The sequence below is a fragment of the Salinicoccus albus DSM 19776 genome, from assembly GCF_000385175.1.
In the GTDB taxonomy this organism is placed as follows: Bacteria; Bacillota; Bacilli; order Staphylococcales; family Salinicoccaceae; genus Salinicoccus; species Salinicoccus albus.
Genome location: NZ_ARQJ01000026.1, coordinates 36,702 through 56,892, shown reverse-complemented (window position 1 = coordinate 56,892; position 20,191 = coordinate 36,702). Strand labels below are relative to the sequence as shown.

Below are 20,191 nucleotides of genomic sequence, written 5' to 3'. Positions count from 1 at the left end.
TAGTGATCAGTAAGATAAAAGAAAAAATATCCATTATTGGTCCTGGCGCGATCATCACGGCTTCATTTATCGGCCCGGGAACTGTGACAACCGCAACACGCGCAGGTGCCGGATTCGGTTTTGCGCTTCTATGGGCGGTTGTTTTCTCCATATTTGCCACGATTGTACTGCAGGAAATGGTGGCGAGGATCGGTATCGTAACTAAACAGGGGCTGGGTGAAAATATACGCGATCTTTTCGATAACGTCATATTGAAATTTGCAGCAGTGTGGATTGTTATGATTGCAGTGTGTGTGGGGTGTGCTGCCTACATAAGCGGCGACCTTCTCGGCACTTCGCTCGGCGTGTCCTATTTGACTGACATTCCTGAAAATTTCGTAGCGCCGGTGATAGGACTCATTATTCTGGCAATCGGACTCAGCGGCAGCTACAAGATCATTGAAAAAATTATGATTGTACTCATTGCCATAATGAGCGTCACTTTCCTGACAACGATGATTGTTTCAGCATCTGATATAGGGGCGATTCTGCAAGGGGCATTCATCCCGGGAATACCGAACGGCTCAATCGTTATGATTATTGCTTTAATAGGAACGACGGTCGTCCCGTATAACTTCTTTATCCATGCCTCGACAGTCAGTGAGAAGTGGAACAGTACTGATGGACTGAAAGCGTCCCGAACAGATACGATACTGACGATTACCATCGGCGGAATTATCACTGCGGCGATCCTCATTACGGCAGGCGCTCTGATTGAGGGACGGGAGGTGACGAATGTGGTTGAATTGGCAGCGCCGCTTGAGCCCCTAATGGGTGCATTCGCACCGCTTTTCATCAGTATCGGACTGTTTGCAGCCGGACTATCTTCAGCAATCGCTTCACCGATGGGGGCGGCGGTGACTGTGAGCAGTTTTATGGGATGGAAAGGCGGTTTTGACAATACGAAATACAAAATCGTTTTTGGGTCAGTGATTAGCCTCGGCATCATCACCTCTGCCATTGGTTTTGAACCCTTGGAAGTACTGTTATTCGCACAGGCACTCAACGGACTGATCCTGCCGATCATAGCGATCATCATCATGGTGGTCATCAACCGTAAAAACTTCATGGGCAGGCACGTCAATCCGCTCTGGCTGAATATCATCGGCTGGGCAGTGGCTGCTGTGGTGTCATTCCTCGGTATTTACAGTCTGGTTGATGCGGTCGGCACGTTCCTATAATCAATTTGTTTAAAGTGAGTGTGTTGAATGTTCTATAATATAAGTACTATACTTTGAAAGGGTGTAATTATGAATATACAGGCGAAATGGCAAAGCGGTATGTCCTTCAATTCATATGGAGACAGCTCAGGATATGATATCACTATGGATGCTTCCAGCGATGTTGGCGGCAATGATTCCGGTCCCAGACCGATGGAAGTGCTGCTGCACGGTGTGGCAGGCTGCATGGGTATTGACCTGACAGTCATCATGCGTCGCGAGATGGAAAAAATCGAATCCATAGAGATAGATATTTCAGGTGAACGCAGGGAGTCGGATCCGAAGAGTTTCACCAATATAGATCTGATCGTCAGGATCAGGGGTGATGTAACAGCCAAAAAAGCGCAGCGCGCTGTTGATCTATCAGCGGATAAATACTGTTCGGCTATCAATTCCCTGACTGCAGATGTGAATACGAAGCTCGAACTCAATGGAGAGATGCAATAAAAAAAGAGCCTTTGGCTCTTTTTTTATCCTTCATAAAATTCTGTATCTTCAAGGTTTTTATACTGAATGACGATTTCAGTGATCCTGTTATCCTGATCATAGTTCAACATGACGAAATAATCATTTTCAGTATCGCTGTCGTAAAACATGCGGAAGTTGGATACATCATCAGTCGTCGGCCAGCCGAAATTTGACACCGCATCTTCCTTATAGAAATCTTCAGGGAAAATGACAATGCCGTCCACGCTCAATTCACTGGTATCTCCGGCATCTTCCCGGCTTTCGGGAAAATTGAATCCGATATGATCATAATGATAGTATGTGCCGTCTACAACACTCCCGGAGCCGGAAGGTTCTCCAAGCATGTTGACCATATAATCATAACTGGACTGGACTGAAATGGTTCTGTATTCAAAGTTGCCGTTGAAGAAACTGGAGATGAATCTTGAGCTGGTAATGTCAATCGGTGTCACTTCCGGCGGTTCTTCCGTTTCATTTCCCGAATCGCCCTCTGTTTCAGCTGTTTCTTCAGTGTCATCCTCTTCAGTGTTTTCCTCTTCAGGGGCATCTTCGGTAATCCCAAAACAGGCAGTGAATGCTAAAGGGATAAAAAGTATGGATAAGAAAAGTTTCATGGGGAGCCATCCCTTCTTATATATTCTGATCAGATGCTGTTATAGCCTCCGGATGCGTAAGTTATGTATTATTATAATAGAGGAATTTAGAAAATACCAGTGGGTGTTGAGTGTTATGTTAGAAATCCAGAATCTTGGGATGGACTATGGAAAATTCAAATTATCAGTGAATCAGCTGGCTTTTGGGAGAGGGCTTCATGTCATTCTGGGGGCGAATGGAAGCGGTAAAAGCTCTTTGCTTAAAGGCATCATCGGTTACGGCGGAGAGAAACTGAGCAGCCGTGAAGTGTATTGGAACGATTTTAAGGCTGCAGAGACAGCATCATTTATCAGCTATCTTCCACAGATGAACCCTGTGTTTAAGATAAGGGTCAGCGACTATATAGGATTGACTTCCCGTAAATCAGACAGCAGCCGTAAGGGTGAATTGCTCCGGTATTTTGATATAGAACATTTGATGCATCAGTCTGTGGAATCTCTTTCAGGCGGGGAATTAAAACGGGTGCAGTGCGCCCAGGTGGCGATGGAACAGAAGGAGATAATGATGTTTGATGAAGTGGAGCAGGGATTGGATTTAAAATATCAGCACCACATATTAAACTGGATGAAAGAAGCAGGAAACAATAGGACAGTCATCGCAAGCATGCATGATGCTGCCCTTGCGATGACTTATGCAGACAGTGTGACTTTATTGAAAGATGGCGGTGTGATTGCCGGGAGCGAAAGTCCCCGGAACATCACTTCAGAGATGTTGTCTGAATGCTATGATATCCCATTGGATGTCGGAAGAGTTAATAACCGGATCATCATTTTCACCAGGGCATTATAATATTGCTCCGATTGCTCCGGAAAATTCACCGTTCTTTATAATGTGTGCATCGGCACCCTTCAGCCCTGCATACCTGAGTATGATTTTTTCCATTACTTCATTGTTTAGCAGTGTTGATCCGATAAAGACGATATCTTTTGTTTCGAAGCCATCTGCCAGACTGATGCCAACAGCAGTTACGGTTTCTGCTATAAGTGCAATGACCGATTGGATCTTATCAGCATCATTTAAATCTGCGTTGTCGTGGTTTAATACATTACCAAAGTTACTGGCAGTCAGATCTCCTGGAATCGGCGTGGGTCTGCCGGCATAGATATGATGGACCTTAAGGTCGATTTCATCACGATTACCTTCTTTTGCCAGGCTGACAATTTCCTCAAAATCACTGATGCCAGTGAGCAGGCTGGAAAGCCCTAAAAGCGTGCCGCCCCCGACCCCGGAGCCCCCCACGCGTTTTTGGCCATCATGATCCGCCTGATGGAAACTTGTTCCTGTACCCACATTCAAATACACGAATCGCTTGAGTCCGAGACCCTGTTCTTCTATCAGGGACATCAACCCTGAGTATGTGGCATCAAATTCCACAGATATACCGGCATTTTGATTTAAATTCTCACTCATGTATTCAGCCTTACCGCCTGTGAGGTAAATTTGATCCTGAGAATGGTGATTGTTCAGATCGTCAATCAGATGATCGATATGTGAGGAAGGACGTTTTTCAAAGCGCCTTTGGCCGCCGTTCACATAAACGATTTTTAAGAGTGTTCCCCCGGCGTCAATTCCTATTTTCATATGTGCCTCCAAAAAAAGAATGTCATTGGTCCATTATACCAATGACACTCATGGATTTTAACTTAATTTTTATGCTTTAGTTCTTTTTCGTTTTTTTCTGTCTGCGTTTCATGGCATCATTCGGTTCCCGTCTCAGTGACTTGGTTACTGAAACAATCATTAGTATGAGGACGATGCCAAATGGCAGGCCGGCAAGTAATGAAGCGGCCTGGAGACTTGTCAGCCCTCCAGCGATGATCAATGTAACAGTCAGTGTACCCAGCAATACGCCCCATAAGATTTTGAGTCTCATCTGAGGATTGTCAGTATTCCCTGAAGTCATCCCCGCAACGATGAAGGTTGCAGAATCAGCTGATGTCACAAGGAATGTAAAGATCAGCAGAATCGCCAGTGCTGAAAGAATGTCAGTCATCGGCAGCTGCTCGAACAGAGAAAACAGCGCTGCGGTATCATCTTCCAATACGAGCTCACCGATATTTGTACCGTTGAACAGATCGCTGTAAACAGCAGTGCCTCCAAGTGCACCGATCCAAAGGAATGACAGCATCGGCGGTATGATCAGGATCCCCATGACATATTCACGGATGGAGCGCCCTCTGGAGACACGGGCGACGAATGAACCGATGAACGGGCTCCAGGCGATGACCCACGCCCAGTAGAATACAGACCATTCCTGCACCCATGCTTCTCCGGAATACGGCTGCAGCCGAAGTGAATACCCTGCATAATTGGAGAGGTAATCACCTAATCCGACGACGATGGATTCCATGATGAAGGTAAATGGTCCGACTGCCATCACGAATATTGTAATGACGGCTGCAAGGAGCATGTTCAGGTTGCTCAGCCATTTGATCCCGCGTTTTAGGCCGGTTGTTGTAGAAAGGATGAATAATCCTGTCATCAGAGCTGTAAGGATAATTTGTGTCCATGCCCCGGAAGGCAGACCGAATGCGATGCTCAGACCGCCGTCCATCTGCATGATGCCGAGGCCTACGGATGTTGCCATACCAGTCACTGTAGCGATGATAGCGAGAATGTCGATTGCTTTTTTAGCTTTTTCGTTATAGCCTGTGCCGAACAGCGGCTCAAGTGAAGTGGATACCAGTCCGTCCTTTTGCTTGCGATACTGGTTATAGCCTATAGCAAGTCCTGCCACTCCGAAGATCGACCATTGGGAAATCCCCCAGTGGAAAAAGGAATATCCCATCGCTATCCGTGCGGCTTCAAACGTTTCAGTTTCTCCGTCAACGAAAGGTGAAATCATGTAATGGCTCATCGGCTCGGCAACGCCGAAAAACACAAGCCCGACACCAAGACCGGCTGAAAACAGCATCCCCACCCATGAACGGAATGAGAACTCCGGTTTGGAATGATCCCCACCGAGCTTGATGCGGCCATAGGGCGAAAGGGCAAGGAATATCAGGAAGACCCCGAAGCCGAAGACCGACAGCATAAAGAACCAGCTGAAATAGGATGAAATCCAGCCGTATACGGATTCAGAGTATGTCTGGACCAGGCTTGGAAATATGGCGGCAATAATGGCCGTCAGAAGAATGATGCTGCCTGAGGCCCAGAACACTATGCCAAGTTTTGATTTGCCATCCGTTGCCTTTCTATTATTTATGTTTCTATTTTTTCGATTCTTGTCATTATCATTATCACTGTCATTATCCACTGTTTTCCCCCTAGATTTTTCAAAATCAAATTTACAATACCCTGACGGTTCTGAATTAAACGTCTGTTATCAATTATAAAACTGACAGCTGAATATTTTATACTGTTCAGGGTATAATGTGTATCATAACAAAATGATAAAGTATGTCAAAAAGGAGTTAATGCATGAGTGAAATTACAATGAGACCGTTCAAAGAGGCAGACAGAGACGGACTGTTGGATTTTGAACTGAGTGAAAAGCAGCAGGTATATTCCAGTCTGCCGAAAGAAGTGCTTGATGACGCGATAGAAGATCCTGACCGTATGCCCTCTGTTGTACATAATGAGGAAGGTGAAATAATAGGCTTCTTTATATTGCATAAGCATTATCAGCATGAAGGTTATGACACACCATATGAAGTTTTATATATCCGTTCATTGTCCATCAATGAAAAACTGCAGGGCAGAGGTTACGGGACAAAAGTTGCGATGGCACTGCCGCAATATATTCAGAATGAATTTTCTTCACTGGATCATCTGTACCTTGTCGTGGATGCTGAAAATCAGGGCGCATGGAACCTTTATGAACGGGCAGGGTTTATGCATACAGCAACCAAAGAGGACGGGCCGATTGGCAAGGAGAGATTATATTACCTGGATTTGGACCAGAAATATGTACGTAATGTTAAATTACAACGCAATGAAGATATTTTACAGCCGGCAGTGAAAATTGACATAGTGCAAAATCAAAAAAAACATGTCGGATATATAGAAGGAGAAGCATATGGTAATACGCTCCGTATCAGGCATTTATTTGTAGAGGAAAAAGAGAGGGATAAAGGCATTGCTTCCAGCGGACTTCGCCAGCTGGGCACATTTCTGAGAAGGAATATGCCTGACATAAAAGTGCTTGTTGTTCATACGGACGATGCAGCAGAGCGCATAAAATTATTTGAACGTGTCAATTTTGTAAAATTTGATGAGGATGAAAACAGGAAGTTGTATAAGAAGTATATCAAATATTAAAATAACGCTTGATTCAAACAGTAATTCACTGTATGATATCCCTTGATATTCCAGACTGGAAAGGATGATTTTTTTGATGCGACTGGATGACTATTCCAAGGAAATGATGGACGAGAACTCCTTTATAGACATGGCTCACATGTATTTGGTGGATAAAGGCAAAGAAGCAAATCTATATGATATTATTGATAAATTCAAGGAGATAGGCGGATACTCTAATGATGAAATAGAAGAGCGCGTGCTTCAATTTTATACAGACTTGAATACTGACGGCAGATTCCTGTCTACAGACGATGGTGTATGGGGATTGAGGGACTGGTACTCAGTCGATGATATTTCTGATAAGATCGCACCGACGATTCACAAGATTGAACTGGCCACCCAGGAAAATGAGCCTGAGATCTACGATGAAGAAGCTGGGGTTGACCAGGATAAAGAACTTGTGCAGGATGACACTGAGGGCATCGATTCGCCGCTCAATGAAAATGAAGTGGAGTCTGAGAGCGATCTGGAGGATGCGCTTGACGACTCTATTGAGGAAAATGTCGAATACAATGATACAGAGGATCTTGAAGATGACTACGAGGATAAAACCGAAGAGTAAGGTTTTAGATTCTATTTGACTTTATGTTTAAACGTGATATTATTTTATTGGGCTCCCTGAAAACAGGGAAAGTTAATGAACAGCTCCTTCTCACCAAGTGTGAAAGGGAGCTATTTTTATTTTTACAGGAGGAAGTGCAATGACTAAGTATATTTTTGTAACCGGCGGCGTCGTCTCATCCCTGGGCAAAGGCATCACTGCTGCTTCACTGGGAAGACTGCTCAAGGACAGAGGCTTCTCTATAACAATACAGAAATTTGATCCATACCTGAATGTTGACCCGGGAACGATGAGCCCGTATCAGCATGGAGAGGTCTTCGTTACTGAAGACGGCGCCGAAACAGACCTTGACCTTGGCCATTATGAAAGATTTATAGACATAAATCTTCACAAATATTCCAATGTAACTGCCGGCAAAGTGTATTCTGAAGTGATCAGAAAAGAGCGTCGCGGAGACTATCTTGGCGGCACCGTCCAGGTGATTCCCCACATTACAAATGAAATTAAATCACGGTTGCACCAGGCAGGGCAGGAATCAAATGCAGACATTGTCATTACAGAGATCGGCGGCACCACGGGGGATATTGAGTCACTGCCATTTTTGGAAGCCATCAGACAGCTCAGAAGCGATCTGGGTACAGAAAATGTGATGTTTATCCACTGCACCCTTCTGCCATATATAAAAGCGGCCGGTGAAATGAAGACGAAGCCGACACAGCATAGTGTTAAAGAACTGAGAGGCCTGGGGATACAGCCTGACATGATTGTTGTCCGTTCAGAATATGAAATGGCTGAAGACCTGAGAGATAAAATTGCACTCTTCTGTGATATAGAGAAACAGAGCGTCATTGAGGCACGAGATGAGGATACGATATATAAGATCGTCATTCGTCTGCAGGAACAGCACATGGATACATTAGTCATTGATCGTCTGGGACTGTCCAGCGTACCGGAAGCGGAACTCAAAGACTGGAATCATCTCCTTGATCATCTAAGAAGCATCAGCCGAACGGTCAAAATTGCACTGGTCGGTAAATACGTCACGCTGCAGGATGCTTATCTTTCAGTCGCTGAATCTTTGAGACATGCAGGGTATGAGTATTATGCTGATATCGATATTGAATGGATCAATTCCGAATTTCTTACAGAAGACAACTGCCATGAGAAGCTGGATGGTACAGACGGCATCCTGGTTCCGGGCGGATTTGGCGAGCGCGGGGTGATGGGTAAAATCCATGCATTGAAATATGCACGTGAAAATAACGTACCGCTTCTGGGGATCTGTCTTGGCATGCAGCTTGCCACAGTGGAATTTGCGCGTAATGTGGCCGGTTTGGAAGACGCCCATTCAAGTGAACTTGATCCAGACAGTCCGCATCCTGTCATCGATTTGATGCCGGACCAGAAAGATGTGGTTGATCTGGGCGGCACACTGCGTCTGGGCAGTTTCCCATGCGAGCTTGAAGCAGGGACGATTGCACAGAAGCTGTATACAGCAGATCATATCGAAGAGAGACACCGCCACCGCTATGAATTTAACAATAAATATAAAGCGCAGCTTGAAACGCATGGAATGGTTTTCTCAGGATCCTCGCCGGACGGGCGCCTTGTAGAGATGATTGAGCTTAAAGATCATAAGTATTTTGTAGCCGTGCAGTTTCATCCGGAATTTCAGTCCAGACCGACCAGACCGCATCCTTTATTCCTCGGTTTGATCAGTGCATGTATAGAGTAATTGATTTATGATGTCGGGATTCATATTAGAATCCCGTGTTTTTTGCGGTTTTTCTGTCGGAAGCCGCAGTGTAATAAAACAGCCAGCCGAAAGGCTGGCTGATCAGTAATCTTCATTGGTCATTTCATCGATCAATACATATATATGATTATATAGATAAAGGAACGCGGACAGACAGGGGTTTACAATTTTATCAAAATTCGGCGTAGGTACCAGCGGCCTGGGTGATGACAGGTCGATGTAATGATGGACTGTATCCAGGAAACGGGATTCATGTTTGTTGTAGTTGGATATGAGCACGAAATCGGCAGCACTATCACTCAAGTTTTTTACAAACGCTTTAACTTCATCATCAAAAGCGTCTGCAATCACAAGAACGCGGTCCGGCGTATCGACAAGATCTATGCCTTCAAATGATCTGACTCTTGGCAGGGAGAGGGCGCTCTCTTTTAAATAGCTTTCTATGCCGGTAAAGTCATGGAACGTTTTCAAATGAATTTCACCTTCGCCCCCTGTCGCCTGTGCGAGGAGTCTTGCTGCCATCTCGATCTCTTCTTCCTGAGCGTTGATATGCTCATAAATATTCACGAGCTGAGTCTGTAAGATCTTATCCATTGTGACCCCTCCGTTCGTTGGAATAGTAAAGCAATGTTACCAGACGTTTGACAATATTTAAATCCTTTTGAATGAAACAGTGGTTTCAATGGCAAATTAACAGAGTTTTAATCATTTTTAATCCTTCCTTAATTGTCATTGGCACGCTTTTTTGTCAGATTCACATATATAAGATGCATCAATATTTCATGATCTGACAGAAAACGTATACATGGTCAGAGAGCGCCAAATTCATTGCCCAATCCATCATAACTGCTTTATAATGAAATGAAGAATTGTTAAAAAGAGAAAAATTATTAAAGTACGTAACCTGGAGGTTTGATTATATGAAATATTTTATCGATACAGCGAACATGGATGAGATCAGAGAAATACACGAATGGGGGGTGCTGGCAGGTGTGACTACCAACCCTTCACTTGTGGCGAAAGAACAGGGGATTTCCTTTCATGAACGGCTTGTTGAGATCTGTGAACTGGTCGGCGGCCCAGTGAGCGGCGAAGTCATTGCACTTGATGCTGAAGGTATGATTGATGAAGGCAGGGAACTCGCCAAGCTTCATGAGCACATCATTGTTAAAATCCCGATGACACAAGATGGGATGAAAGCAGTGAAAGTTCTGTCTTCTGAAGGGATTAAGACGAACGTCACGCTGGTATTCAATACGGTACAGGCATTGACGGCAGCCCGCGCAGGAGCGTCATATGTTTCACCTTTCATCGGGAGGCTTGATGATATTGGGCTTGAAGGTCTTGACCTGATAGAGGATATCAATCATATTTTCACAGTGCACAACATTGATACTGAGATCATCGCAGCTTCCATCCGCAATGAAACCCACATACATGGTGCCGCAATGCGCGGGGCGGATATCGCTACCCTCCCATTTAAGGTGCTGAAAAATCTGACTGCGCACCCGCTGACTGACAAAGGGATAGATAAATTCCTTGAAGACTGGAACAGTATTAAAGACCAATAGACGTATTTAATGTATAAGGAGAAGATTATGAGTAGAGAAGTGATTAAAATCAGAGGCGGCAGCACGCTTTCTGGTGAAGTTGAAATCAGCGGTGCCAAAAATAGTGCTGTTGCCCTTATCCCTGCTTCGCTGATGGCCGCTGAAGGTGAGGTGGTCCTGGAAGGTCTGCCTGAAATTTCGGATGTCAACACGCTGATGAGCCTTTTGAATGATCTGAATATCAGAACAGAACTTGATGGTACTGTGCTGAAAATCAATGCCGACAAAGCCGAGAATATGCCTCTGCCGAATACGAAAGTACAGTCGTTACGCGCATCATATTATATGATGGGTGCAATGCTGGCGCGGTTCAAAAAGTGTGTGATCGGGCTGCCCGGCGGCTGTCCGATCGGCCCGCGCCCGATTGATCAGCATATTAAAGGCTTTGAAGCTCTGGGTGCAAAGGTGACTAATGAACACGGTGCGATGTATCTTGAAGCAGAAGAATTGAAGGGTGCCAAAATTTTCTTTGACGTTGTTTCCGTAGGCGCAACAATCAATATGATGATTGCAGCAAGTGGTGCAAAAGGACAGACTATCCTTGAAAATGTCGCAAAGGAGCCAGAAATCGTAGATGTCGCATCACTGCTTAACAGTATGGGTGCGGATATTCGCGGGGCAGGCACTGACAGTATTAAAATTAACGGTGTGGAAAAACTTCACGGTACAACACATAGTATCATACCGGACAGGATAGAAGCAGGGACGTATATGATTGTCGGTGCGGCTGCCGGCGAAGATTACACGGTGAGGAACATCATCCCGACGCATATGGAATCTCTGATATCAAAACTGCAGGAGCTCGGGGTCAGGATTGAGACGGGAGATGACTTTGTCAAAATGACCAAACCTGCCAAGTACAGCCCTGTATCTGTAAAGACGCAGGTGTATCCCGGATTTGCCACTGATCTTCAGCAGCCGATGACACCGCTGCTATTCATGGCCAATGGTGTGAGCAAAGTAACAGAAACGATATATCCCGCCAGGTTCAGACATATTGATGAATTGTCCCGCATGGATGGTAAGATTGAACAGAAAAGCGGCTCTGCCCTCATATTCCCTTCGAATCTTAAAGGCGCAGATGTTTATGCCAGTGACTTAAGGGCCGGCGCCTGTCTCCTCATCTCCGGATTGATTGCAGAAGGTGTTACAACGATCCATAATGTAAACCATATCGACCGCGGTTACACGGATATCGTGAAAAAATTGCAGACACTGGGCGCAGATATTTGGCGTGAAGAGATTTCGGACCACTAAATTGAAATACAGACATGACTCAGCGGACGTCAATTTCTTCATGGGGGGAATCAGACGTCCGTTTTCCCTTTGGTTTTTGGACATGTATCGTCCCTTCCGCCTTTTATTTTATCTTTGAATGGTGTAGAATATGAAATTGTTAAATTCTCGTATATCCTCGTCTATCTTTCCTTTTGAAAAAGTAATATCCCGAAAATATGAAAGTGAAGTGAATATATGGCAGACCGACAAAAGCAAGGATTGAAATATGAATCCTTCGACGCACTCTATAAGAAAAACAACACGAAAGAACTGACGGTTCGTGCAAAAGAATTAGGACTGGCAAACTATAGCAGACTGAATAAGAAAGAACTTGTACTTGCTATAATGGAAGCCGAGATGGAAAAAGAGGGCAATTACTATATGGAAGGCGTCCTTGACGATATCCAGCAGGACGGCTATGGCTTCCTGCGCACTGTCAACTTTTCAAAAGGTGAGAAGGATATTTATATTTCTGCATCACAGATCAGACGCTTCGAGTTGAAAAAAGGTGATAAAGTTACAGGGAAAGTCCGCCGTCCGAAAGAAAATGAGAAATACTACGGCTTGCTTCAGGTTGATTTCATCAACGACCAGAATGCGGAAGATATTAAAAAACGGCCGCACTTTCAGGCTCTGACGCCGCTTTACCCTGACACCCGCATAAATCTTGAAAATAACTCAACAGATCTATCCACGCGTATTATGGACCTGGTGACGCCCATCGGTTTTGGCCAGCGCGGTATGATTGTTGCGCCCCCAAAAGCAGGGAAGACTTCTTTATTAAAAGAGATTGCCAACGCCATTACAAAGCAGCATCCGGACACCAAATTATTCATACTGCTTATCGGTGAACGGCCGGAGGAAGTAACGGATATTGAGCGTTCTGTGGAAGAAGCGAATGTCGTACATTCCACGTTCGACGAGCCGCCGCAGCATCACGTCAAAGTGTCTGAACTATTATTGGAACGGACTAAGCGCCTTGTGGAAATGGGAGAAGATGTTATTATTCTTATGGATTCCATTACACGCTTAGCGCGGGCCTACAACCTGGTCATGCCGCCGAGCGGCCGTACTTTATCGGGCGGTCTGGACCCTGCCAGTCTGCACCGTCCGAAGCATTTCTTCGGAGCTGCAAGGAATATAGAAGCTGGCGGCAGCCTGACCATCCTTTCGACTGCGCTGGTGGATACTGGGAGCCGTATGGATGATGTCATTTATGAAGAATTCAAAGGCACGGGAAATATGGAGCTGCATCTTGACCGGAGCTTAAGTGAACGGCGTATTTATCCGGCCATAGATATAAGACGTTCCAGCACCCGCAAAGAAGAATTGCTGCTCAGCAAGAAGGAGCTTGAAATTCTATGGCAGCTGCGCAATCTGTTTACAGATGCACCGGATTTCACCGAAAGGTTCCTGAAACTTCTGAGGCAGGCGGAGACTAACGAGGCGTTTTTTGATGTACTGAGACAGAGAATGCTGTCGTCCCAGCAGACAGGCAGACCTGTGATTTAAGTTGAAACAGAACTATTGATTTTAAGCGATACTCAGTGTATAATGTATAAGTACTGAAGTGGAAACCCACTAATTAACTCTGTTCCAGATGGTTCAGGGCAAAGGAGCTGAATGTAATGAAACAAGCAATTCATCCGGAATATAACCAAGTCAAAGTGACGTGCTCATGCGGTAACGAATTTGAAACAGGTTCAGTAAACAATGATGACATTAAAGTAGAAATATGCTCTGAATGCCATCCATTCTATACCGGCCGCCAAAAATTCGCATCTGCCGATGGCCGTGTTGAGAGATTCAACAAAAAATTTGGCTTCAAATCCGCAAACGAATAAACACTTGATCAACTGCACTGAGGATTGCACTTCAGTGCAGTTTTTTTGTGTATGAAATATGATATAATTAACAGGATTAATGAGACGAAAAGGTGAATATTATGTTTGATCAACTTGAAATCATAGAAAATCGATATGAACAACTCAATGAACTGCTGAGTGACCCGGATATTGTCAGCGATTCCGACAAGCTGAGAGACTATTCGAAGGAACAGAGTGACCTGCAAAGGGCTGTTGATTTATTCAGACAATATAAACAGCAGAAAGAAACGATTGAAGAGTCGAAAATGCTGCTGGGTGAAACTGGAGACAAGGAGATGCTGGATATGCTCAAAGAAGAGATATCCGATGCAGAGAAGCGCATTCCCGACCTTGAAGAACAAATGAAGCTTGAGCTCATTCCTAAAGACCCCAACGATGACAAGAACGTGATCATGGAGATCCGGGGAGCTGCGGGCGGCGACGAGGCCCAAATTTTCGCCGGCGATCTGTTTAGAATGTATTCCAGGTATGCAGAATCAAAAGGATGGAATATTGAAGTGGTTGAAGCCCATGAAAGTGATCAGGGCGGATACAAGGAAATCAGTTTCATGATTCAGGGTCAGGGCGCTTTCTCCAAATTGAAGTATGAAAATGGCGCCCATCGTGTGCAGCGGGTCCCGGAAACTGAATCCGGCGGACGTATTCACACTTCTACTGCAACAGTCGCAGTCCTTCCCGAAGTGGAGGAGGTGGAAGTTGATATCAAAAATGAAGACCTTAAAATTGATACGTACCGTTCGAGCGGTGCCGGCGGACAGCATGTCAACACGACTGATTCAGCTGTAAGGATTACCCACTTCCCGACAGGATTGGTCGTCACTTCACAGGATGAAAAATCACAGATAAAAAACCGCGAACGTGCGATGAAAGTTATGGTAGCGCGTATATATGACATGAAAGAAAAGGAAGCAAAGGCAGAATATGCCGAAAAACGCAAAAGCGCTATAGGTACCGGTGACCGTTCAGAGCGTATCAGGACGTATAACTATCCGCAAAGCCGTGTGACCGATCACCGCATCGGGCTGACAATTCAAAAACTGGAACAGATTGTTGAAGGCAGGTTGGATGAAATCATTGACGCCCTGACGATTGAAGAGCAGACATCAAAATTGGAAGATTTAAACAATGCAGCCATATAGTTATAAAAGTATGGTTCAGGAGGCGGAAGCCTCTTTAGTTTTATCCGGGAAAGACCGGGGGATCGCTATGCTTCTGCTGGAAGATTTGTTTGACATCAGCCGGGCGGACTTCCTGCTGGACGGGGAGGAGCCAGTGAGGGATGATGAACACATGCAGTTCAGGGGGGTGATTGACGATGTCATATCCGGTGTGCCTTATCAGTATGCCATCGGTTTTGCGTGGTTTTTTGGTGAGAAATTCAAAGTGGATGCTCACACTTTAATTCCCAGAAATGAAACTGAAGAGCTTGTTGAACATATTTTAAATTCTGAAACTGATGACGGCAGGACGGTTGTGGATATCGGCACCGGGACAGGGAATATCGGACTGATTCTGCAAAACAGCTGGCAGAATAATGAAGTGATCCTGACAGATATGTCAACGGAAGCTTTAAGCGTGGCAATGTATAATGCAGAACAATTTAGTATTTCTCCGCTGATGCTGGCAGGTAATATGTACGCCCCTCTGATTGATAGAGGATTAAAGGCCGATGTTATAGTGTCGAATCCGCCGTATATAGGATACAATGAAACAGATGAAATGGATGTTTCAGTGCTTCGCCACGAGCCGCATGAAGCGCTTTTTGCATCAGATGACGGACTGGGGTTTTATAAAGAGATGATTGACGGTCTGCCTGAAGTACTGAATTTCGGAGGGGCAGTTTATTTTGAAATCGGCTGGCAGCAGTTTCAGCCGTTGCAGCAATATATCTCAGCAAAGTGGCCGAACACCCGTCCGCATCTCAAAAAAGACATAAATGGCAATGACAGAATACTCTTTTTCAGGTGGGAGGATTAAAATGGATACCAAAGTATGGGAAATCAATATAGAACAGTTGAAGCATGATGAAACACAAGACAAGTTGGATGAGATAAAAACTGCCCTGGTCTATGGCGAAGTGGTCGGTATTCCGACAGAAACAGTATACGGCCTTGCCGGAGATGCGCGCAATGCCGAAGCCATACATAAAATATTTTCAGCCAAAGGGCGCCCCGGAGACAACCCGCTCATCGTCCATATTCACAGTCTTGAACAGCTGGATGATTTCACTGTACAGAGGGACAGCAGAGTAACTGCGCTGATGAATCATTTCTGGCCTGGCCCGATTTCCTTTATACTTCCTTTGAAGGGGAGTATGCTCTCGGGTAAGACGGTGGCTGAATTAAGTTCCGTAGCAGTCAGGATGCCCAGCCACCCCGTCGGCCATGCGATTTTGGAACATGTGGACTTCCCGTTGGCGGCACCCAGCGCAAATTTGAGCGGCAAACCCTCCCCGACAGATCACAAACATGTCATCGATGATTTGAATGGCAAGGTGTATGGTGTTGTAGCAAGTGATCCGGCCACCTACGGACTCGAGAGTACAGTGCTCGACTGTACCCAGTATCCATACAGGATCGCCCGGCCGGGCAGTATTACCAAGGAAGAATTGGAAAATGTACTTGAAGAAACAGTCGGAAAACATGAACCAGGCTCAGAACAGCCGGTTTCACCCGGCATGAAATATAAGCATTATGCGCCTCGCCAGCCATTAATCGTCATTGAAGGCGGCATCAGATCAAAGGCGCATTTCAAGGGCTATGGAACTCAGAAAATCGGAATCATTGGGCCTGAAACGGTACGGGAGTATGCGCCTAATGAAGCACTTTTCATCAGTCTGTGCTCAAGTGAAGCTGATTACAGGGAAGCTGCCAGAAATCTTTATGCCGCACTCAGGAAAATGGATAAATCAGAGGCGGATGTGATATTCATACACGGCTTTTCGAAGAATGAAGACTCTGAGGCACTGATGAACAGGATTTATAAAGCAACAGGGGATAAGATAATCAAGGGTGAGCAGGAATGAGGAAAATATTCGTCTGTACGGGAAACACCTGTCGAAGTCCGCTTGCAGAAAGCTATGCGAATACCAAGTATCAGAATGAAAATTTCGAGTCCAGGGGGCTGATGGTCACTTCAGGTGCAACAAGTTGTGAAAGTATTGAGATCATAAAACGGGAGTCGCTGCTCCACCCTTCCGCCCCTGAACAATTGACTGAAGCAGATACCGCAGACTCGCTGATTCTTACAATGACAGCACCCCATAAACAGAGGATCAAAGCGCAGTATCCGTCGGCCAATGTGATGCTGGTCAGCGAGTTCGCCGACGGTTCAAAAGTGTCGGTTCCTGATCCGGCTGGCGGCAGTAAAGCGCAGTATGAAGATGTATTTAATCAGTTGAAACATTATATCGATCAGTTCGATTCGTAATAAATACAAAAGTTTATTTTTATAAAATCGTATTTCAGATATAATATAAGTTAAAGAGGTGAAATTATGAAAGTAATCATTGCTTCAGATCATGGTGGAGTAAAACTGAAAAGGTCCGTTTTCGAAATGTTGAAAGCACAAGGCGTCGACGTTACAAATTTTGGACCGGATACGGATGAATCTGTAGACTATCCGGATTATGCACAGCCTGTAGCTGAAAAAGTGTCCGATGGTGAATTCGACCGAGCGATTTTAATCTGTGGGACAGGAATAGGCATGAGCATTTCAGCGAATAAGGTCAAAGGTATCCGCTGTGCTTTAGTGCATGACAGCTTTTCGGCTAAAGCTGCCAGACAACACAATAATTCCAACGTGCTGGCGATGGGGGAAAGAGTGATTGGGCCGGGGCTGGCCAATGAAATTGCTAGTCTCTGGCTAAATACTGAATACGAAGGTGGCCGTCATGAGAGAAGAGTTAGTAAGATTGAAAAATGATATCGACACTCTGATTGCAAACCTCGAATCCAATGATTTCTTTACACCGGGGGATGATCTCATCATTGGAAGTTCAACATCTGAAGTCCTTGGTCATCATATCGGAAAAAACAGTTCAATTGAGGTGGCTGAAATTCTATTTGAAGCGTTTTTAGAAGCTGCTGAGAAGCACGATGTCAATTTAATGTTCCAGGGATGTGAGCATATTAACAGAGCCGTTACGATGGAATATGAAACAGCACAGTCGAAAGGCTGCCGCCCGGTCAATGTAATCCCTCACAGTCAGGCAGGCGGCAGCTTGAGTGAATACGCGTATAAGCATCTCAGGCACCCTGTTGTTGTTGAATACGTGGAGGCGGATAAGGGTGTCGATATCGGTCAGACATTGATCGGAATGCATCTGCGACATGTAGCAGTACCACTCAGAACTGAACAGAAACAGGTCGGCAACGCGAATGTTACGGTTGCATTTACCAGACCGAAATTAATCGGCGGTCCGCGCGCCCGCTATTAATGAAACAATTATTTTCACTTGAAGGAGAGAGAGTATGTCACATATCGAGTCACAAGATCCACAAATTTTTGAAGCAATGGAAGCAGAGCTTGGTCGTCAGAACAACAACATTGAACTGATTGCGTCAGAGAATTTTGTATCAGAAGCTGTTTTCGAAGCTCAAGGTTCAACACTGACTAATAAGTATGCGGAAGGCTATCCGCACAAGCGTTATTATGGCGGGTGTGAACATGTTGATGTTGTAGAAGACCTGGCACGTGAACGGGCTAAAGAGCTTTTCGGAGCAGACCATGCAAACGTGCAGCCGCACTCTGGCTCACAGGCAAATATGGCTGTATATTTTTCAGTGCTTGAACCGGGGGATACTGTGCTCGGTATGAACCTGAATCACGGCGGGCATTTGACCCATGGCAGCCCGGTTAACTTCAGCGGTAAAATTTATAAGTTTGTTGATTATGGTGTCAGGCAGGATAATGAACAGATCGACTATGATGAACTGCTGGCACAGGCAAAAGAACATGAACCAAAGCTGATTGTAGCCGGTGCAAGTGCTTACTCAACAGCCATTGATTTTGGCCGGTTCCGTGAAATCGCTGATGAAGTCGGCGCCTATCTGATGGTGGATATGGCACATATCGCCGGTCTTGTAGCTTCCGGTATTCATCCGAACCCGGTCCCTCATGCAGATTTTGTTACTTCCACTACACATAAGACGCTCAGGGGACCGCGCGGCGGATTGATCCTGACTACAGATGAATATGCCAAGAAAATAGATAAGAATATTTTCCCGGGCATCCAGGGCGGACCGCTCATGCATGTCATTGCTGCAAAAGCGGTAGCGTTCGGTGAAGCACTTTCCCCGGAATTCAAGGCGTACCAGGCGCAGGTGGTGAAAAATGCCAAAGCGCTTGCTGAAAGGCTGAACGACAAAGGCTTGAGAATCGTTTCAGGAGGTACCGATACCCACCTTTTACTCGTCGATGTTAAAAGTTTCGGCCTGAGTGGCAAACAAGCAGAGGAAGCGCTGGACGAGATTGGTATTACATGCAACAAAAATACGATTCCTTTTGATGAAGAATCTCCATTCGTAACGAGCGGCATCCGCCTTGGAACGCCTGCTATGACGACACGCGGCTTTACCGAAACGGATATGAGAGAAGTTGCAGATCTGATTGCTGAAACGCTCGTTCACGTCAAGGAAGGCACTAAATTTGAAACTTTGAAAGAAAGAGTTACAGCTTTAACGGATAAATATCCGCTGTATAAATAAAAATCATTCGCCGGAGTAAGACTTCTTATTCCGGCATAATTGAGCAGACAGGAGGAAAAATATGTCCAAGGTTCAAGTCATGCATCATCCGCTGATTCAGCATAAGATGAGTTATATCAGGGATGAGCAAACTTCTACAAAGGAATTTAGAGAGCTTGTCGATGAAGTTGGGGCACTGATGGCATATGAAGTGACCCGTGACCTTTCACTTGAAGATGTTGAGGTGGATACACCCGTAGAGCGCACAACCGCCAAGAGGCTCACCGGCAAAAAACTTGGAATCGTACCGATTCTGCGTGCAGGATTAGGAATGCAGGAAGGCATCCTTAAACTCATTCCATCTGCCAGAGTCGGACATATTGGCCTTTACCGTGATCCTGAGACACTTGAAGCCATTGAGTATTATGCAAAATTCCCCGGAGATATCGTGGAAAGGGATATTTTTGTCATTGATCCGATGCTGGCGACGGGGGCGACTGCAGTGGAAGCTATAACAGCGATTAAGAAGCGCGGGGCCACCAAAATCCGATTCATCTGTCTGGTTGCCGCCCCTGAAGGAGTGGAAGTGCTCAAAGAAGCGCATCCGGATGTCGATATTTACATCGCTGCTCTGGATAAAGGCTTAAACGAGAAAAGTTATATCGTTCCAGGACTTGGAGATGCCGGAGACAGACTTTTCGGCACAAAATAGACCAAAGCAAGGAGAAG

At 45.3% G+C, this 20,191-nt stretch carries 22 protein-coding genes; 18 read left to right on the top strand and 4 right to left on the bottom strand.

The annotated features are described in order from the left end of the window. Positions 1 to 2: 2 nt before the first annotated feature. Both G343_RS0106270 and G343_RS0106265 read left to right on the top strand, forming a co-directional pair. Complete coding sequence (locus G343_RS0106270) at positions 3 to 1,220, top strand: Nramp family divalent metal transporter (RefSeq protein WP_156823579.1); 1,218 nt, start codon at positions 3 to 5, stop codon at positions 1,218 to 1,220. Between the two features lie 69 nt (positions 1,221 to 1,289). Then, complete coding sequence (locus G343_RS0106265) at positions 1,290 to 1,706, top strand: OsmC family protein (protein ID WP_020007269.1); 417 nt, start codon at positions 1,290 to 1,292, stop codon at positions 1,704 to 1,706. A 23-nt stretch (positions 1,707 to 1,729) separates the two neighbouring features. On the opposite strand, the gene G343_RS0106260 is transcribed toward G343_RS0106265, so the two are convergent. Further along, positions 1,730 to 2,341, bottom strand: coding sequence for a hypothetical protein (locus G343_RS0106260; RefSeq protein WP_020007268.1), 612 nt, complete (start codon positions 2,339 to 2,341; stop codon positions 1,730 to 1,732). A 115-nt stretch (positions 2,342 to 2,456) separates the two neighbouring features. Here G343_RS0106260 and G343_RS0106255 point away from each other — a divergent pair, with 115 nt between their 5' ends. Next, positions 2,457 to 3,170 carry an ABC transporter ATP-binding protein gene (locus G343_RS0106255; protein ID WP_020007267.1) on the top strand — a complete coding sequence of 238 codons (714 nt, stop codon included), beginning with the start codon at positions 2,457 to 2,459 and terminating at the stop codon, positions 3,168 to 3,170. Here G343_RS0106255 and coaW read toward each other — a convergent pair. Then, the gene (gene coaW / locus G343_RS0106250; protein ID WP_020007266.1) at positions 3,165 to 3,962 is read right to left on the bottom strand and encodes a type II pantothenate kinase; all 798 of its coding nucleotides are present in this window, start codon (positions 3,960 to 3,962) and stop codon (positions 3,165 to 3,167) included. The two genes, G343_RS0106255 and coaW, sit on opposite strands and share 6 nt — an antisense overlap. Positions 3,963 to 4,038: 76 nt before the next feature. After that, complete coding sequence (locus tag G343_RS0106245; protein WP_020007265.1) at positions 4,039 to 5,637, bottom strand: BCCT family transporter; 1,599 nt, start codon at positions 5,635 to 5,637, stop codon at positions 4,039 to 4,041. Between the two features lie 164 nt (positions 5,638 to 5,801). Here G343_RS0106245 and G343_RS0106240 point away from each other — a divergent pair, with 164 nt between their 5' ends. The 3 genes from G343_RS0106240 to G343_RS0106230 all read left to right on the top strand — a co-directional run bounded on the left by G343_RS0106240 (position 5,802) and on the right by G343_RS0106230 (position 8,980). Beyond that, positions 5,802 to 6,641, top strand: a complete 840-nt coding sequence (locus G343_RS0106240; protein WP_020007264.1) for a GNAT family N-acetyltransferase — start codon at positions 5,802 to 5,804, stop codon at positions 6,639 to 6,641. A gap of 76 nt (positions 6,642 to 6,717) precedes the next feature. Next, on the top strand, positions 6,718 to 7,245 hold the full coding sequence (rpoE, locus tag G343_RS0106235) for a DNA-directed RNA polymerase subunit delta (RefSeq protein WP_020007263.1): 528 nt from the start codon (positions 6,718 to 6,720) through the stop codon (positions 7,243 to 7,245). Between the two features lie 139 nt (positions 7,246 to 7,384). Continuing rightward, positions 7,385 to 8,980, top strand: a complete 1,596-nt coding sequence (locus G343_RS0106230) for a CTP synthase (RefSeq protein WP_020007262.1) — start codon at positions 7,385 to 7,387, stop codon at positions 8,978 to 8,980. 102 nt (positions 8,981 to 9,082) lie between these two features. Here the strand turns inward: G343_RS0106230 and G343_RS0106225 are convergent, their stop codons facing one another. Continuing rightward, entirely contained in the window at positions 9,083 to 9,595 is a 513-nt protein-coding gene (locus G343_RS0106225; protein ID WP_020007261.1) for a DUF2529 family protein, read from the bottom strand. 326 nt (positions 9,596 to 9,921) lie between these two features. Between G343_RS0106225 and fsa the strand changes: the two genes are divergently transcribed. From fsa to upp, 12 genes are all read left to right on the top strand, one after another. Beyond that, positions 9,922 to 10,572, top strand: coding sequence for a fructose-6-phosphate aldolase (gene fsa / locus G343_RS0106220; RefSeq protein WP_020007260.1), 651 nt, complete (start codon positions 9,922 to 9,924; stop codon positions 10,570 to 10,572). Between the two features lie 27 nt (positions 10,573 to 10,599). Further along, complete coding sequence (locus tag G343_RS0106215; protein ID WP_020007259.1) at positions 10,600 to 11,868, top strand: UDP-N-acetylglucosamine 1-carboxyvinyltransferase; 1,269 nt, start codon at positions 10,600 to 10,602, stop codon at positions 11,866 to 11,868. A 216-nt stretch (positions 11,869 to 12,084) separates the two neighbouring features. Beyond that, complete coding sequence (gene rho, locus G343_RS0106210) at positions 12,085 to 13,401, top strand: transcription termination factor Rho (protein ID WP_020007258.1); 1,317 nt, start codon at positions 12,085 to 12,087, stop codon at positions 13,399 to 13,401. Positions 13,402 to 13,517: 116 nt separating this feature from the next. Further along, the gene (gene rpmE / locus G343_RS0106205) at positions 13,518 to 13,733 is read left to right on the top strand and encodes a 50S ribosomal protein L31 (RefSeq protein ID WP_020007257.1); all 216 of its coding nucleotides are present in this window, start codon (positions 13,518 to 13,520) and stop codon (positions 13,731 to 13,733) included. A gap of 101 nt (positions 13,734 to 13,834) precedes the next feature. Further along, positions 13,835 to 14,914: a peptide chain release factor 1 gene (gene prfA, locus G343_RS0106200; protein ID WP_020007256.1), complete on the top strand. Its 1,080-nt coding sequence runs from the start codon at positions 13,835 to 13,837 to the stop codon at positions 14,912 to 14,914. Continuing rightward, the gene (gene prmC, locus G343_RS0106195; protein ID WP_020007255.1) at positions 14,901 to 15,752 is read left to right on the top strand and encodes a peptide chain release factor N(5)-glutamine methyltransferase; all 852 of its coding nucleotides are present in this window, start codon (positions 14,901 to 14,903) and stop codon (positions 15,750 to 15,752) included. Before prfA ends, prmC begins: the two co-directional genes overlap by 14 nt. Position 15,753: 1 nt before the next feature. After that, the gene (locus G343_RS0106190; RefSeq protein WP_020007254.1) at positions 15,754 to 16,800 is read left to right on the top strand and encodes an L-threonylcarbamoyladenylate synthase; all 1,047 of its coding nucleotides are present in this window, start codon (positions 15,754 to 15,756) and stop codon (positions 16,798 to 16,800) included. After that, positions 16,797 to 17,204 (top strand): arsenate reductase/protein-tyrosine-phosphatase family protein, encoded by a 408-nt coding sequence (locus G343_RS0106185; RefSeq protein WP_020007253.1) that lies wholly within the window; start codon positions 16,797 to 16,799, stop codon positions 17,202 to 17,204. The genes G343_RS0106190 and G343_RS0106185 overlap by 4 nt, the downstream gene beginning before the upstream one ends. 66 nt (positions 17,205 to 17,270) lie before the next feature. Then, positions 17,271 to 17,699 carry a ribose 5-phosphate isomerase B gene (gene rpiB / locus G343_RS0106180; RefSeq protein ID WP_020007252.1) on the top strand — a complete coding sequence of 143 codons (429 nt, stop codon included), beginning with the start codon at positions 17,271 to 17,273 and terminating at the stop codon, positions 17,697 to 17,699. Continuing rightward, entirely contained in the window at positions 17,668 to 18,213 is a 546-nt protein-coding gene (locus tag G343_RS0106175) for a TIGR01440 family protein (protein WP_020007251.1), read from the top strand. The genes rpiB and G343_RS0106175 overlap by 32 nt, the downstream gene beginning before the upstream one ends. 34 nt (positions 18,214 to 18,247) lie before the next feature. Then, entirely contained in the window at positions 18,248 to 19,483 is a 1,236-nt protein-coding gene (locus tag G343_RS0106170; protein WP_020007250.1) for a serine hydroxymethyltransferase, read from the top strand. 61 nt (positions 19,484 to 19,544) lie between these two features. After that, positions 19,545 to 20,174: a uracil phosphoribosyltransferase gene (gene upp, locus G343_RS0106165; RefSeq protein ID WP_020007249.1), complete on the top strand. Its 630-nt coding sequence runs from the start codon at positions 19,545 to 19,547 to the stop codon at positions 20,172 to 20,174. Positions 20,175 to 20,191: the final 17 nt, after the last annotated feature.